A 13972-nucleotide genomic window follows, 5' to 3' on the forward strand; every position below is an offset into this window, starting at 1 on the left:
GCAACTTTCGGAGGGGCTTCACCTTGAGCATTGCTTGTTCTATGCCTTTCCCATGAAGAAGCTTGCCCGTTTTCTTGGCCTGCTGGTCGTTGCAGCAGTCCTTGCGGTGGCGCTGGGCACGCTGCTGCCGCGCCCGCTCTGGCCGGCGGCCGTTGCCGATCCGATCGGCACAAGCCACCGTATCCTGGTGCTGCAAAATCCGATCCACACCGACATCGCCATCCCGGTCGACGACGATGTGCGCCGGCGCTTCCATTTCCTGGTCGATGCCGGCATTCCAGCAGACGTGGCGGAGGTCCGCTACATCGTCTTCGGCTGGGGCGGCCGCGCCTTCTATCTGGAGACGCCGACCTGGTCGGAGCTGAAGGCGGTGCCGGTGATGAAGGCGCTGACGGTCGATGCCTCGGCAATGCATGTCGACATTTCCGTCGACATCGCCGAGCCGCATCGCGACGTCGCTGGCTTCGACATCGGCGAGGAGCGGTTTACGGCGCTGCTCGATTACATTGCGGCAAGCTTCCGGCAGGGGCCGAACGGGGCCATCCCGATCGAGAGTGCGGCCTATTCCCGCTTCGATCGGTTCTTCGAAGCCAATGGTCATTTCAACGCGCTGATCGGCTGCAACACCTGGACGGCGGCGGCACTGCGCACGGCCGGGCTGCGCACCGGCTGGTGGAATCCGCTGCCGGCCTCGCTTGGCCTGTCGATGCGGCTTTACAATTGAAGAGGGTTCCGGCTGATCAACGCCGCGATCCTTCGCGCCCCCCTCTGTCCTGCCAGCCTGTCGTGCGTATCATCGCGCGCCATCGTCCAACGCCCGCCAGCCATAGAGCCAGTCGAGATCGGCGGCGAGTTTTTCGGGCGAGCGCATCGCCAGGAACAGGTTGCGGGCCATCGCCACCGGCCCGGCCGCATGCCAGGCGAGGCGATTGACGGCGCCGCGGCGGGCGACCTGGGCGACGCGCGGCCGCCGCGCCTGTTCCCAGGCGGCAAGCGCCCCCTCAAGATCGGCTGTGGAGGCCGCAACGAAGCCGGCAAGCGTCGCCGCGTCCTCGATCGCCATCGCCGCGCCCTGTGCGGCAAACGGCGTCATCGCGTGCGCCGCATCGCCGATCAGCGCGATGCCTTGCGGCGTCGTCCACCGCCGCTGCTCGACAATGTGGATCGGCCATGCCGTCCACGGCGCCGCCTCGTTCGCCAGGCGAACCAGCGCCGGCGCGGTACCGCGCATGGCGCTGGCGAGGCTGGCGGGGTTGGCATGCCCCGACCAGCCCTCGGCGATGCGCTCGCCCCCAGTGAAGGCGGCGAGGTTGAAGGCAGTGCCACGGCTGACCGGATAGGCGACCATATGGAAGCCGGGATAGAGGAATGCAGTAACGCAATCGGGCGCACCGATCGCTGCAAAGGTTTGTCCGGCGAGGCTGCCCGCGGCCACCGTGGCGCGCCAGGCAAGCTCGCCCGAGAAGCGGCTTCTGACAAAGTCGGCCTTCTTGCGGGTAAGCGTTTCTCGCACCGACGACCAGACGCCATCGGCGCCGATCAGCAAGAATGCCGCGGTTTCGACGGTCGTGCCGGCGCTCTCGATCGTCGCCGTGATGCCATGCGGTCCGGTGGCGGCACTGGCGACGCGGGCACCGGTGACAAGCTCGATCTCAGGCCGCTCGGCTGCTCGCTCCATCAGCGCGGCTTGCAGATCGGCGCGGTGGGCGACGAGATAGGGTGCTCCCCAGCGCGTTTCGGCCGCTTGGCCAAGCGGTACGCGCGCCAGCTTGCGCAGCGTGGCGGCATCCTTGAGCACGACCGCCTCCGGCCGCACCGCCGTCGCCAGCAGCCGATCGAGTACGCCGAGCTGCCGTAGGATGCGCGTCGCATTGGGTGAGAGCTGGATACCGGCGCCGGCAGCCTCGAGGTGCTGCGCCTGTTCGAACAGCTTTATCCGATAGCCGCGCTCGGCGAAGGCCAGTGCCGCGGTCAGCCCGGCGACGCCCGCCCCGGCGATGACCACCTGCCGGGACTGCGTTTCCTGCATCAGGTTTGTCGCGGAAGAATCAGGCGGCCTGGTCGATATAAAGGCAGCCCGGCGGCACCGTTTCCAATGCCTTCAGCTTCGGCGAATAGCGATAGAGCGTCGAGCAATACGGGCAGACCTTTTCATTGTCGTCGCCCATGTCGAGAAATACATGCGGGTGGTCGAAAGGCGGATTGGCGCCGGTGCACATGAATTCCTTGACGCCGATGTCGATTGCCGGATAGCCCGCATCGTTCTGGAAATGGGGAATGGAACCGCCTGCCATCGTCGTCTCCTGATCTTGTCGATTGCATCTGGATCATAACCCGTCTCTTTGCAAGATCGATGAAATGAAACTGTCGCAAAAGCCTGTCAGAGGATAAGTTAAGCCGGTTAAGGCTATGGTCGTCGAACGGTGTGGGAAGAGCGGAAACCATGAACGAACTGAAGCCGGTGCAGAACGAATTCATCACCGTCGAGGCGGCGAGCCGCGAAGGCGGCAATCCCGACCGCTTCGTCAACCGGGAGTTTTCCTGGCTGCAATTCAACCGGCGCGTGCTCGAAGAGTCGCTGAACGCCAACCATCCGCTGCTCGAGCGTGTTCGCTTCCTGTCGATATCGGCCGCCAACCTCGACGAGTTCTTCATGGTCCGCGTCGCCGGTCTTGCCGGCCAGGTGCGCGAGGGCATCGTGCTGAAGAGCCCGGACGGACGCACGCCCGAGCAGCAGCTTGAACAATTGCTGCGCGAGGTCGAGCGCCTGCAGGAGGACCAGCAGAAAAGCCTTTCGGCGCTGATGCTGCTGCTCGACAAGGAAGGCATCGAGAGCATCACCCGCGATGCGCTGAGCAAGGACGAGAAGATCTGGCTCGAGGACCATTTCCAGGAGCAGGTATTTCCGGTGCTGACGCCGCTGTCGATCGACCCGGCGCATCCGTTCCCGTTCATTCCCAATCTCGGTTTCTCGATGGCGTTGCAATTGCGCCACCGTAAGAACGGCGAGGAAATGAGCGCGCTTTTGCGCCTGCCGGTGGCGCTGAGGCGCTTCATCCGCTTGCCGGATCGCAAGCGCCATGTCCGCTTCATCCCGCTCGAGGAGGCGGTCGGTCTTTATATCGGCAAGCTGTTCCCGGGCTACGAGGTCAAGGGTTCCGGCACGTTCCGCATCATCCGCGACAGCGATATCGAGGTCGAGGAAGAATCCGAGGATCTGGTGCGCCTGTTCGAGACGGCGCTGAAGCGGCGGCGCCGCGGCTCGGTTATCCGGATCGAATTCGACCGGCTGATGCCGCCCGAACTGCGCGACTTCGTCGCCGGCGAGCTTGGCGTTTCGGCGAGCCGCATCAGCGTGCTCACCGGTCCGCTGGCGCTCAGCCAGATCTCGGAGATCGTCGCCGTCGCCCGCGACGATCTGAAATTCACCCCCTACAATCCGCGCTTTCCCGAGCGCATCCGCGAGCATGGCGGCGATTGCTTTGCCGCCATCCGCGAGAAGGACATCATCGTCCACCACCCCTACGAATCCTTCGACGTCGTGGTGCAGTTCCTGCGCCAGGCGATGGCCGATCCGGAAGTGGTGGCGATCAAGCAGACGCTCTATCGCACCTCCAACGACAGCCCGATCGTGCGCGCTTTGGTCGACGCCGCCGAGGCCGGCAAGTCGGTGACCGCGCTGGTCGAGCTCAAGGCGCGTTTCGACGAAGAAGCCAACATCCGCTGGGCGCGCGACCTCGAGCGAGCCGGCGTCCAGGTCGTCTTCGGCTTCCTCGAACTGAAGACCCATTCGAAAATGTCGCTGGTGGTGCGGCGCGAGGATGGCAGGCTGCGCAATTACGTGCATCTCGGCACCGGCAACTACCACCCGGTCACCGCGCGCATCTACACCGACCTGTCCTTCTTCACCACCGCCCCGACGATCGCGCGCGATGTCGCCCAGCTGTTCAACTTCATCACCGGCTATGCCGAGCCGGCCGAGCAGATGCGGCTGGCCATATCGCCGTTCACGCTGCGCGACCGCATCCTCAAGCACATTTCGGACGAGATCAGTCACGCGCTGGAGGGCAGGCCCGCCCGCATCTGGATGAAGATGAATGCGCTGGTCGACCCGATCGTCATTGACGCGCTCTATGATGCCAGCCGCGCCGGCGTCGAGATCGATCTCGTCGTGCGCGGCATCTGCTGCCTGAGGCCGCAGGTGCCCGGCCTGTCGGAGAACATAAGGGTGAAATCGATCGTCGGCCGCTTCCTCGAGCACAGCCGCATCTACTGCTTCGGCAACGGCCACGGCCTGCCCTCGGACGGGGCGATCGTCTACATCTCCTCGGCCGATCTGATGCCGCGCAATCTCGACCGCCGTGTCGAGACCATGGTGCCGATCACCAATCCAACTGTGCACGAACAGGTGCTCGGCCAGATCATGCTCGGCAACATCATGGACAACCAGCAAAGTTTCGACGTATTGGCTGACGGAACCTCCCGGCGCGTTGTGCTGGAGGAGGGCGAGGAACCGTTCAACGCGCAGGAATATTTCATGACCAATCCGAGCCTGTCCGGACGGGGCGATGCGTTGAAGTCGCATGCGCCCAAGCGCATCGCGCAGTTCAAGCGCCGCAAGAAACAGAACGCAGCGACGGGCTGATGATTTCAGCATCCCAGGGCCGGCTCCAGGACCGCCGACCGCTGTCCATCATCGATATCGGGTCGAACTCGATCCGTCTTGTCATCTATGAGGGGCTGGCGCGCTCGCCGACCTTGCTGTTCAACGAAAAGATGCTGGCCGGCCTCGGCCGCGGCATCGTTTCGACCGGAAAACTCGATCCCGAGGCGGTGACGCGCTCGATGGAAGAGTTCCGCCGCTTCCGCGCGCTCTCCGACCAGGCCGGCGCCGAGCGCATGTATGTGCTGGCGACCGCCGCCGCTCGCGAGGCCGTCAACGGCCCCGACTTCATCCACCGCGCCGAGGATGTGCTCAAGACCGAGATCCAGGTGCTGAGCGGCCGCGAGGAAGCCCATTATTCGGCGCTCGGCGTCATCTCCGGTTTCCACCCAGCCAACGGCATTGCCGGCGACCTTGGCGGCGGCAGCCTCGAACTGATCGACATCGATGGTGAGACGATCGGTGACGGCATCACGCTGCCGTTGGGCGGCTTGCGCCTGCAGGACATGGCGAAGAACTCGCTGACGCAGGCGGCAAGGATCACGCGCGAGCAACTGGCGCGGGCGAAATTGCTGAAGGGCGGGCAGGGCAGGGCGTTCTACACGGTCGGCGGCACCTGGCGAAACCTCGCCCGGCTGCACATGGAAATGACCAACTACCCGCTCGGCGTCATGCACCATTACGAGATCGGCATCGAAAGCGCCGCGAACTTCCTCCGGCAGGTCGCCAAAGCCGAGATCGACAAGATCAAAGGCATCGAGGGCATCTCCAAGAACCGCCGTTCGCTGCTGCCCTATGGCGCCATCGTGCTGCAGGAGATCATGGCGGCGATGCAGCCGTCGAAGATCATCGTGTCGGCGCTGGGCGTGCGCGAGGGCTTTCTCTATTCGCTGCTCGACAAGGCCGAGCAGAAGGCCGATCCGCTGATCTCAGCGGCGGAAGAGCTTGCCCGCCTGCGCTCGCGCTCGGTCGACCACGCGCATGAGCTTGTCGAGTGGACCGGCAAGGCCTTCGCCGCCTTCGGCATCGACGAGACCAGGGATGAGGCGCGCTACCGCCACGCCGCCTGCCTGCTCGCCGATATCGGCTGGCGTGCCCATCCCGAATATCGCGGCAAGCAATCGCTCAACATCATCGCCCACGCCTCGTTCATCGGCGTCGATCATCCCGGCCGCGCCTTCCTGGCGCTTGTCAGCCTGTTTCGCCACGAGGGCGTGTTCAATGAAGCCGCTCCGGAAATCCGCGGGCTGGCGACACCGCGCTATCTCGAACGGGCCCGCGTGCTGGCCGCGCTGCTGCGCGTCGTCTATTTGCTGAGCGCGGCAATGCCCGCCGTCATGCCGCGACTGAAATGGGAAAACCGCGGCAATGGCGTGCTGGCGCTGGTGCTGCCGGCAGCGCTGGCCGATCTTTACGGCGAGCGGCCCGCCGGCCGGCTGGCACAACTGGCAAGGGTCACCAACCGTCGGCTGGTGCTGGCGGTCGAGGGCGGGCCAAGCGTTTCTGTGAAATAGGCGCCTGCGTCGTCGCACGTGACAGTTTAGGAAGGGGGAAGACCATGAGATCCAGGCAGGTTCTTCAGCTGTTGGTTGCAGCGATCTTCGTCGTCTTCGCGGGCACCGCCAGTGGCCAGACGCTTTATACTCTGTCCGTCGTGGCCAAGGGGACGTTCGATCTGGATCGACATTATCCCAAAGGGATAGGCGTCAGAATGCCGTTCAATTTTCATAGGATGTTGAGAACACCCCAGAACGGGGAGCGCATAAATTACTTTGTATTCAAGCCAAGCACGGACGTTCTCAAATTTATGAAATCGCTGTCGAAGAGCGATTTGTTTTCAAGGCTCGAGCCATGTTCAAGAGGTATTGACCAAGCTCTTTCCGACAGGGCTCAGACCATTGGCGGATCGACCAAGCCCATTTTTGGTCGAGTCGATCTGTTGCCGTATCTCAAGAGAAAAGAACTGATTCAATCAGATGGTTATGTATATGTCGCCATAGACAGCAACCTTCGAAACTACGTTTGGGACCCAAACGACTTCGGATCGGAGTGGGTGGCTGCAGCGGTAGAAAAACAGCAGCTTTGTCTGTACATCGGCGTTGGGCGGATGGGCTACTACAGCGCCCTAGCGTCGGTGCCTGTCAATGTAAGCCGTCTCGCAAAATTTGTTTTTCTGGACACCAAATAAACCGGGTGACTTGCTCAGGCGCGGGTCCCAAACGCCCGGCCATCGAACGAATAGGCGCCGGCGCCGGCCATTGCCAGCGCCAGAAAACCGCCTGATATGGCGATGTCCTTCATCAGCATCTGTGAATGCATGAAGGTCAGCGTCGGATCGTCGCCACCCTGGCCATAGTGGCCGATGAAGCCCGCCGCGTTGCAGAACGCGGCAAGCAGGAGCGCCACGATCGGCGTCTTGAGGCCGACGAGGATGAGCAGTCCGGCGATCAGCTCGAACAGGCCCGTCGCCCAGGCTACGAGTGTTGGCAGCGGCAGGCCGAGGCCGGCAAAATAGCCTGATGTGCCGGCAACGTCAGTAAGCGCGTGGAAGCCGGACGGAACGAAAAGTGCGGCGAGCAGCAATCGGGAAAGCAGAAGCAGCGCATTGCGGGGCATCTTCACCTCCGTTGTCGACGGCCGCTTGGCCTGGCGCCCGATCTTAGCAGGTTTTCCGTCAGCGGACCGAAGGGCACAAACCGACAACGAAAAAGGGGCGCGGAAAATTCCGCACCCCTTTTGTCCAAGCAATGCTGGACTGCTTCAGCCGCGCTTGGCGTCGATCGAATAGGCGCCTGGGCCCGAGGAGGCCAGCACGAGGAAGCCGCCGGCAATCGCAACGTTCTTCAGGAAATTGATCATCTGCATCTGATCGGCCCAGCCGGTGTGGGCGACCAATGCGGTGGCAACGGTGAAGATCGCCATCACCCAGCCGACGATCCGGGTCTGGAAGCCGACGAGGATGGCGAGGCCGCCAAGCAGTTCGATCAGGCCGACGACAATGGCGGTCACCATCGGCAGCGGCAGGCCGAGGCTGCCGAAATAGCCGGCCGTGCCGGCAATCGCCGTCAGCTTGCCGAAGCCGGAAAGCAGGAAGATGACCGAAAGCAGGATGCGGCCGAGCAGGATCGTGCCCGAGGCGCCGGCGGCGGTGCCGGAACCGGCAAACGAAGTGTTGGTGGACGTGTTGGTGGACATGCGTAACTCTCCAGAAGGGTTTGGCCAAACGGCTTGGGATACCCGTCTAGTTAGCGCAGGCCGACTGTTCACCAAAGACGCCAGATTGGTTACGGATTGTTCACCCAGGTAACGTTTTCGCGATCAACTTACCCCGGATGCGTCATGTCCTGCGGCCGCACCAGCCGCTCATAGTCGGCTTCGCTGACCAGCCCGGTGGCCAGCGCTTCCTCGCGCAGCGTTGTGCCGTTCTTGTGCGCCGCCTTTGCAATCTTGGCCGCGTTGTCGTAGCCGATCGTCGGCGCCAGCGCGGTCACCAGCATCAGCGAACGGTCGAGTGCCGCCTTGATGTTGTCCTCGCGGGCCTCGATGCCGACGACGCAATTGTCGGTGAACGACACCGAAGCGTCGGCCAGCAGCTGCACCGACTGCAGGAAACAATAGGCCATCAGCGGATTGTAGACGTTGAGTTCGAAATGGCCCTGGCTGCCGGCGAAGCTGATCGCCGCATTGTTGCCGAAGACCTGCACGCAAACCTGCGTCATCGCTTCGCACTGGGTCGGGTTGACCTTGCCCGGCATGATCGACGAGCCCGGTTCGTTTTCCGGCAGCGACAATTCACCGAGGCCCGAACGCGGGCCGGAACCGAGCAGACGGATGTCGTTGGCGATCTTGAACAGCGCCGCCGCGCAGGCATTGATGGCGCCGTGCGAGAAGACCATGGAATCATGGGCGGCAAGCGCCTCGAACTTGTTCGGCGCGGTGACGAAATCGATGCCGGTGATCGCGGCGATACGCGCCGCCACCTTTTCGGCAAAACCGACCGGCGCGTTGAGGCCGGTGCCGACCGCGGTGCCGCCTTGCGCCAATTCCTGCAGGCCGGGCAGGGTCAGTTCGATGCGCTTGACCGACGAGGCGACCTGCGCCGCATAACCGGAGAATTCCTGGCCGAGCGTCAGCGGCGTCGCGTCCTGTGTATGGGTGCGGCCGATCTTCACAATATGGGCGAAAGCCTTGGTCTTGGCCTCGAGTGCCGCATGCAAATGTCTTAGCGCCGGCAGCAGGTCGTGGATGATGCGCTCGGCGCAGGCGATGTGCATTGCAGTCGGATAGGTGTCGTTCGACGACTGGCTCATATTGACGTGGTCGTTGGGATGCACCGGCTTCTTCGACCCCATGACGCCGCCCAAAAGCTGGATCGCCCGGTTGGAGATCACCTCATTGGCGTTCATGTTGGACTGCGTGCCCGAACCGGTCTGCCAGACGACCAGCGGGAAATGCTCGTTGAGCTTGCCGTCGATGACCTCCTGGGAGGCCTCGATAATGGCCTTGCCGATCGCCGGATCGAGCCGCTTCAGCTCCATATTGGCCTCCGCTGCCGCCCGCTTGACGATGCCCAGCGCCCGCACGATCGAGGCCGGCTGCTTTTCCCAGCCGATCTTGAAATTGGCCAGCGAACGCTGCGCCTGCGCGCCCCAGTAACGGTCGGCGGCGACCTCGATGGGACCGAACGTGTCGGTTTCGGTTCTGGTCTCTGGCGCGCTCACGAAGTCTCTCCGGTTTGCAATTTGCAAACGGCGTATCGCGTTGCACAAATGCCTTCAAGCGGAGATTGCGGGTGACGGGAATGCAAATCGGTTGAAGCAGCGCCTTTTCCTTCTCCCCTTGTGGGAGAAGGTGGATCGGCGCGTAGCGCCGAGCCGGATGAGGGGTGTTGGAAGAAACGAGGCGTCGGCGATCCGTCCAGCACCCCTCATCCGACCGAGCTTCGCTCGGCCACCTTCTCCCGCAAGGGGAGAAGGAAGAGCGCGCGCTCCTCACCCCGCCGTGTATCCTCCATCCACGGCGAAGATGCCGCCGCTGGTCCATGCCGCTTCGTCGCTGGCGAGATAGACGGCGATGCCGGCAAGGTCGCCGGTTCGGCCGATGCGGCCGAGCGGGTAGCTGCGCTCGACATAGGCCTTGAGCTCGGCTTGCGCGGCCTCAGGCAGGTTTTCGATCGACCTGCGCCGCATCGCTGTGTCGACCGCGCCGGGCGCGATGGCGTTGACTCTTATGCCGCGCGGTCCGAGCTCGAAGGCGAGCGACTTGGTCAGCGAATTGAGCGCGCCCTTCGACAGCGAATAGAGGCTGGACGGCCGCTTCGGGATCATCTTGTGCGCGAAATAGGACGAGATGTTGATCACCGAGGCCGCGCCCGGCGCGAGATGCGGCAACAGCCGCTGGGTGAGGAAGAATACCGCCGTGACGTTGAGTGCGAAGGACTGCTGGAACTGATCCTCGCTGACGGTTTCGAACGGCACAAGAAACGCCACGCCGGCATTGTTGACGAGGATATCGACAGGTGGGCCGCGCCTGGCATGCTCGACCACGGCATCGATGCCGGCGCTGGCCGACAGGTCGGCCGAAAGCGCTTCGACATTATCCCCGAGCTGCTTGCGGGCGGCGTCGAGTTTTTTGCCGTCGCGGCCGACGATCAGCACGTCCGCGCCTTCGCGCAAAAACGCCTCGGCGATTGCCAGCCCGATCCCGTCCGAGCCACCGGTGACCAGTGCCCGTTTGCCGCCTAGTCTCATCCAACACTCCCGCGCATTGCCGCCTTCCGCTGGCGGCATGACCCCAGAGCAGCGCTGCCTGCACTCCGGGTCAAGTCGCCTGCCTATCCCAGCGTATGAAACTTCGCCTCGTCTCACCGCCCAAGCAGCGATTGTGAGGTTGGCGACAGCCGCAAAGTCTCAGTCGGCTTGGCCATACGTGACTGGACGCTCTGCTCGAACACTTGCCACTCCGGGGAGGCAGCCAAGGCTGCCTCGTGGCGGGCATGTGCATCGGCGCTGGCGAAACCGGTGATGCTGATGAAGACGTTTTCGCTGGCCCGCACCGGCAGCCGCGGAAAGCTGTTTTCGGCATGTTCGGTAACGAAGGCGGCAAGGGGCCGTGCGCCAAGTGCGGCGAGCACCGGAAGAGCTGCGGTCTGACACTCCTTGGCGAAACGGGCTTCCAGGCCCGGTTGCAAATGATGAATCCTGATGACAATAATTGCCTGCAAATCGCTGCCTGCGCACGGTTTTTCGAGGTCCGCCTGGGGTACTCGTTTCGATCCCGAGAGGTCTAGGCTCGCGCCCGGCCAGGCCGGCTTCAGCAGCAGCACGTCGTCGGATGAGATCATCGTGGCGTTGGCGGCGTCGCGCCAGGCAGCCCAGACCGGCCCGTCATAGAAGGCGGTCAGAGCGTTTTTCCGCGCTTCCATACCGTCGAAGCCGCGCAGCCAGACGAACATATCCGGCCGGTCGAGATCGCGGAACTGGCCGATGATGGTCATCCCCGCCGTTTCCTGGCCCTCGATCAGCTGATTGTCGAAGATGCCGATCAGTGTCTCGCGCCGGCCGGGTTTCAGCGTGTATTGCCTGAGTTCGACGACGGGCGAGGCGAGCAGATCGGGATTAGGTATGGCGTTCAAAGGCAGGTTCATCGCGCGAGCTCCAAAACAGGACAGTCATCCTGTTTTACAAAACAGACCGATTGTCCTGTTTTGTCAATGTGCTATCGTGTGAAGATGTCAGCAGAGATATCCGCTCGCCCAAGGTCGCGGGCTCAAAAACGCACCAACGACCCCGAAGGCATGCGCAAAAAGGTGCTCGATGTCGCCGAGGAGGCGTTTCAGGCACGCGGCTATCATGCATCCAGCATGGGCGACCTGATGGCGACGGCGGGCGTCACCGGCGGCGCGCTGCACCACCATTTCCCAACCAAGAAGGCGCTGGCGCTCGCAGTGATCGAGGAGCGGGTCGCCGCCGCGGTTGAAGAGACATGGATCGCGCCGGTGCGGATGGCTCCCTCAGCGCGCGAGGGCGTGCGCTCCGTGTTCGCGGCCGTCGCGGCGGAGCTGGAGCGGCAGGGTTTCGTGCGCGGCTGCCCGCTCAACAACCTGGCGCATGAACTGTCGCTTGCCGATCCGGATTTCCGCATTGCCCTTGCCAGCATTTTTTCTACCTGGCGTCAGGCGATCGCCGACAAGATCAGGGCCGACCAGCAGGCGGGCCGGGAGCAGGGCATCGATCCGCAGCGCTTCGCAGCGTTGGCTGTCGCCAGCTATTCCGGCGCCATGTCGATGGCCAAGACCGCGCAGGACGCAAGCGTGCTGCGCGATTGCCTGATGGCATTGGAACAGGGAGTCACGAGGCGACGTCGCAGGATACTGCACAGAGCGCTTTAACGCTGGCAGGACAGAGGCCGCAGTCGCTGATATCGCGACCGAGGCGGGGAGGCCGAGCTCTCCTAATTCGGCAGCGGCTTGATCAGCTCGTAGCCGACCACGCTTTCGGCACTGGTGCCCTCGTCATAGCGCCTGGCCACAACTGCCTGCAGGTCGGGTGCGTAAAGCGCGATGAATTCGTCCCGCGTCTCGCCGGCCTCGCTCCTGATCGTCTGCTTGACCGCGAGCACGGAGTATTTGCAATCACCCAGGCTGAACGTCTCCTTGCCCTTGACGTTGATCTCCAGCGTCTCGGTGCCCTTCGGCGGCTTGTTCGGTGCGAGACGGGCAAATACGATCTTGCTCTTGGCACCCGCCTTCAGCGGGAACACCTTCCTGAGATCGGAAAACGGGATCATCGCCAGCTGCCCCGTGCTGCTGTCGCGAAACACTTCGATCAGCCCGCCGAACAGGTACTGCGACTGCGGCGATTGCGACTGGTATTTGTTGGCAACCGCCACCATTCCGCCCGCCGCCGGACGAAATTCGCTGTGGATGCCGGGCCTTTCGAGAATGAAGCCGGCCTTGGCCGATTTGGCGTCGATGCACCCGGCGCCATGCGCTGCGCTCGTCACCGCCAGAATCGCCATTGTCATGCCGATGGATGTAGCTTTCATGGCGTCCTCCTCTGCCCGCGCAAGTTGAATGCCGAAAGCAATGCCAGACCTGGGAGAACGTGTCGACACACTTTGCGAGCAACTGGACTGCCGGTCCGCGTCGTGCTGAATTTTAGCGCATGATGCATCGTATTTCCGCCCGGCCGGTTTCCCGGCGCAGGTTCCTGATGAAGGCAGCGGCCGTTGCCGCGGCCGGCGCCGTTTCGCGCCCGGCCTTCGGCCAGACCGGGCAGCGCATCCCGCCGATCGACGCCACTTTTCTGTTCATCGCCGATGTCCATGCCTGCCGCATGGCAAACGGATTGAGCCCGCATTGCGAGCAGGAGGGCAAGACAGACGCTGCCTTGCTGCGCAATGTCGCCGCACTCAACGGCGTCGGCGACAGGCAATGGCCGGCTGAAATCGATGGCGTTGCCACCGCCCTGCGCTCGACGGGCAACATCGGCACGCCGCTCGGCCTCGTCGTTGGCGGCGACATCACCGATGATGGCGGCGGCCAGATCACCCAGCCCAGCGAGGGCACGCAGCTGCTTCAGTTCAGCCAGCGCTATCAGCAAGGTGTCGGCCCCGACCATGTGCACATGCCGGTCTATGTCGGCCTCGGCAACCACGACCTCGACCAGAACGGCCCGCGCTCGCATGTCGACTGGTACCGCCGCGAAATGCGCGACTACGTCGAGGTCAACCACCGCCCCGGCGTGTTCTTCAAGCCGCCCGCGCCGGCGACCGACTACGACGTCGGGACCGACTGCTATTCATGGGATTGGGGCGGTCTGCATCTTGTCCAGACGCACCGTTTTGCCGGCGATACCGGCCATGGCGCCGCCAGCAGCCTGCCATGGCTGAAGCAGGACCTGGCGACTTATGCCGGCGACGGCCGCCCGGTCATCCTGTTCCAGCATTATGGCTGGGATACTTTTTCGATCGAAAGATGGGACGCAGCCGAGAAGACCTTCGACGAAGGCGGCAAGGGTCCGCCGCACTGGTGGAGCGAAGCTGACAGGCAGGCGCTGCTGGCTGTGCTGAAGGGTTACAACGTCGTCGGCATCTTCCATGGTCACCAGCACGCGACGCCGATGATCTACCACCGTGACGGGCTCGATTTGTTCAAGCCGAAGGCCGCCTTCATGGGCGGCTTTGCCTTGGCGCGGGTGACCGGAAACAGCATGGATGTGGTGCTGGGCGAAGCCGCAGGAGATCATGGCGAGGTCACCTTCACCAATGCATACAGCAAAAGCCTGACTTTCTGACGGGCAGGAGAGG

Annotated in this window: 14 protein-coding genes; 6 read left to right on the forward strand and 8 right to left on the reverse strand. The window is 63.4% G+C overall.

What is annotated here, in order from left to right; genetic code table 11:
- The first annotated feature begins 52 nt into the window (after positions 1-52).
- Entirely contained in the window at positions 53-724 is a 672-nt protein-coding gene (locus NKI70_RS08745) for a TIGR02117 family protein (RefSeq protein WP_352636532.1), read from the forward strand.
- 69 nt (positions 725-793) lie between these two features.
- Here NKI70_RS08745 and NKI70_RS08750 read toward each other — a convergent pair whose 3' ends face one another.
- The gene (locus tag NKI70_RS08750; protein WP_352724469.1) at positions 794-2029 is read right to left on the reverse strand and encodes an FAD-dependent monooxygenase; all 1236 of its coding nucleotides are present in this window, start codon (positions 2027-2029) and stop codon (positions 794-796) included.
- A 19-nt stretch (positions 2030-2048) separates the two neighbouring features.
- Entirely contained in the window at positions 2049-2294 is a 246-nt protein-coding gene (locus NKI70_RS08755) for a zinc-finger domain-containing protein (protein ID WP_023722726.1), read from the reverse strand.
- Between the two features lie 149 nt (positions 2295-2443).
- On the opposite strand from NKI70_RS08755, the gene NKI70_RS08760 reads away from it, so the two are divergent.
- The 3 genes from NKI70_RS08760 to NKI70_RS08770 are packed head-to-tail and all read left to right on the forward strand — an operon-like array spanning position 2444 to position 6851.
- The gene (locus NKI70_RS08760) at positions 2444-4645 is read left to right on the forward strand and encodes an RNA degradosome polyphosphate kinase (RefSeq protein ID WP_352616756.1); all 2202 of its coding nucleotides are present in this window, start codon (positions 2444-2446) and stop codon (positions 4643-4645) included.
- Complete coding sequence (gene ppx / locus NKI70_RS08765; RefSeq protein WP_352645974.1) at positions 4645-6177, forward strand: exopolyphosphatase; 1533 nt, start codon at positions 4645-4647, stop codon at positions 6175-6177. Before NKI70_RS08760 ends, ppx begins: the two co-directional genes overlap by 1 nt.
- 44 nt (positions 6178-6221) lie before the next feature.
- Entirely contained in the window at positions 6222-6851 is a 630-nt protein-coding gene (locus NKI70_RS08770) for a hypothetical protein (protein ID WP_352645972.1), read from the forward strand.
- A gap of 14 nt (positions 6852-6865) precedes the next feature.
- On the opposite strand, the gene NKI70_RS08775 is transcribed toward NKI70_RS08770, so the two are convergent.
- The 5 genes from NKI70_RS08775 to NKI70_RS08795 all read right to left on the reverse strand — a co-directional run bounded on the left by NKI70_RS08775 (position 6866) and on the right by NKI70_RS08795 (position 11309).
- Complete coding sequence (locus NKI70_RS08775; RefSeq protein ID WP_352724470.1) at positions 6866-7279, reverse strand: DoxX family protein; 414 nt, start codon at positions 7277-7279, stop codon at positions 6866-6868.
- Positions 7280-7423: 144 nt separating this feature from the next.
- On the reverse strand, positions 7424-7858 hold the full coding sequence (locus NKI70_RS08780) for a DoxX family protein (protein WP_023677622.1): 435 nt from the start codon (positions 7856-7858) through the stop codon (positions 7424-7426).
- Positions 7859-7986: 128 nt separating this feature from the next.
- Positions 7987-9384 (reverse strand): class II fumarate hydratase, encoded by a 1398-nt coding sequence (fumC, locus tag NKI70_RS08785; protein ID WP_023677621.1) that lies wholly within the window; start codon positions 9382-9384, stop codon positions 7987-7989.
- 270 nt (positions 9385-9654) lie between these two features.
- The gene (locus NKI70_RS08790; RefSeq protein WP_352724471.1) at positions 9655-10413 is read right to left on the reverse strand and encodes an SDR family NAD(P)-dependent oxidoreductase; all 759 of its coding nucleotides are present in this window, start codon (positions 10411-10413) and stop codon (positions 9655-9657) included.
- A gap of 113 nt (positions 10414-10526) precedes the next feature.
- Positions 10527-11309 carry an NIPSNAP family protein gene (locus NKI70_RS08795; RefSeq protein ID WP_352724472.1) on the reverse strand — a complete coding sequence of 261 codons (783 nt, stop codon included), beginning with the start codon at positions 11307-11309 and terminating at the stop codon, positions 10527-10529.
- A 150-nt stretch (positions 11310-11459) separates the two neighbouring features.
- Here NKI70_RS08795 and NKI70_RS08800 point away from each other — a divergent pair, with 150 nt between their 5' ends.
- A complete protein-coding gene (locus NKI70_RS08800) occupies positions 11460-12053 on the forward strand; it encodes a TetR/AcrR family transcriptional regulator (RefSeq protein WP_352468363.1) in 594 nt (197 codons plus the stop codon).
- A 62-nt stretch (positions 12054-12115) separates the two neighbouring features.
- Here NKI70_RS08800 and NKI70_RS08805 read toward each other — a convergent pair whose 3' ends face one another.
- Complete coding sequence (locus tag NKI70_RS08805) at positions 12116-12709, reverse strand: hypothetical protein (RefSeq protein WP_352452760.1); 594 nt, start codon at positions 12707-12709, stop codon at positions 12116-12118.
- Between the two features lie 119 nt (positions 12710-12828).
- Here NKI70_RS08805 and NKI70_RS08810 point away from each other — a divergent pair, with 119 nt between their 5' ends.
- Entirely contained in the window at positions 12829-13959 is a 1131-nt protein-coding gene (locus NKI70_RS08810; protein ID WP_352468361.1) for a metallophosphoesterase, read from the forward strand.
- Positions 13960-13972: the final 13 nt, after the last annotated feature.

Source organism: Mesorhizobium sp. M0500, assembly GCF_040321165.1.
GTDB lineage: Bacteria > Pseudomonadota > Alphaproteobacteria > Rhizobiales > Rhizobiaceae > Mesorhizobium.

What these genes read in the sequence shown, in the direction of transcription:
- NKI70_RS08745 (WP_352636532.1), top strand. Translation starts at nt 53, where the DNA reads ATGAAGAAGCTTGCCCGTTTTCTTGGCCTGCTGGTCGTTGCAGCAGTC.
- NKI70_RS08750 (WP_352724469.1), bottom strand. Translation starts at nt 2,029, where the DNA reads ATGCAGGAAACGCAGTCCCGGCAGGTGGTCATCGCCGGGGCGGGCGTC.
- NKI70_RS08755 (WP_023722726.1), bottom strand. Translation starts at nt 2,294, where the DNA reads ATGGCAGGCGGTTCCATTCCCCATTTCCAGAACGATGCGGGCTATCCG.
- NKI70_RS08760 (WP_352616756.1), top strand. Translation starts at nt 2,444, where the DNA reads ATGAACGAACTGAAGCCGGTGCAGAACGAATTCATCACCGTCGAGGCG.
- ppx (WP_352645974.1), top strand. Translation starts at nt 4,645, where the DNA reads ATGATTTCAGCATCCCAGGGCCGGCTCCAGGACCGCCGACCGCTGTCC.
- NKI70_RS08770 (WP_352645972.1), top strand. Translation starts at nt 6,222, where the DNA reads ATGAGATCCAGGCAGGTTCTTCAGCTGTTGGTTGCAGCGATCTTCGTC.
- NKI70_RS08775 (WP_352724470.1), bottom strand. Translation starts at nt 7,279, where the DNA reads ATGCCCCGCAATGCGCTGCTTCTGCTTTCCCGATTGCTGCTCGCCGCA.
- NKI70_RS08780 (WP_023677622.1), bottom strand. Translation starts at nt 7,858, where the DNA reads ATGTCCACCAACACGTCCACCAACACTTCGTTTGCCGGTTCCGGCACC.
- NKI70_RS08790 (WP_352724471.1), bottom strand. Translation starts at nt 10,413, where the DNA reads ATGAGACTAGGCGGCAAACGGGCACTGGTCACCGGTGGCTCGGACGGG.
- NKI70_RS08795 (WP_352724472.1), bottom strand. Translation starts at nt 11,309, where the DNA reads ATGAACCTGCCTTTGAACGCCATACCTAATCCCGATCTGCTCGCCTCG.
- NKI70_RS08800 (WP_352468363.1), top strand. Translation starts at nt 11,460, where the DNA reads ATGCGCAAAAAGGTGCTCGATGTCGCCGAGGAGGCGTTTCAGGCACGC.
- NKI70_RS08805 (WP_352452760.1), bottom strand. Translation starts at nt 12,709, where the DNA reads ATGAAAGCTACATCCATCGGCATGACAATGGCGATTCTGGCGGTGACG.
- NKI70_RS08810 (WP_352468361.1), top strand. Translation starts at nt 12,829, where the DNA reads ATGATGCATCGTATTTCCGCCCGGCCGGTTTCCCGGCGCAGGTTCCTG.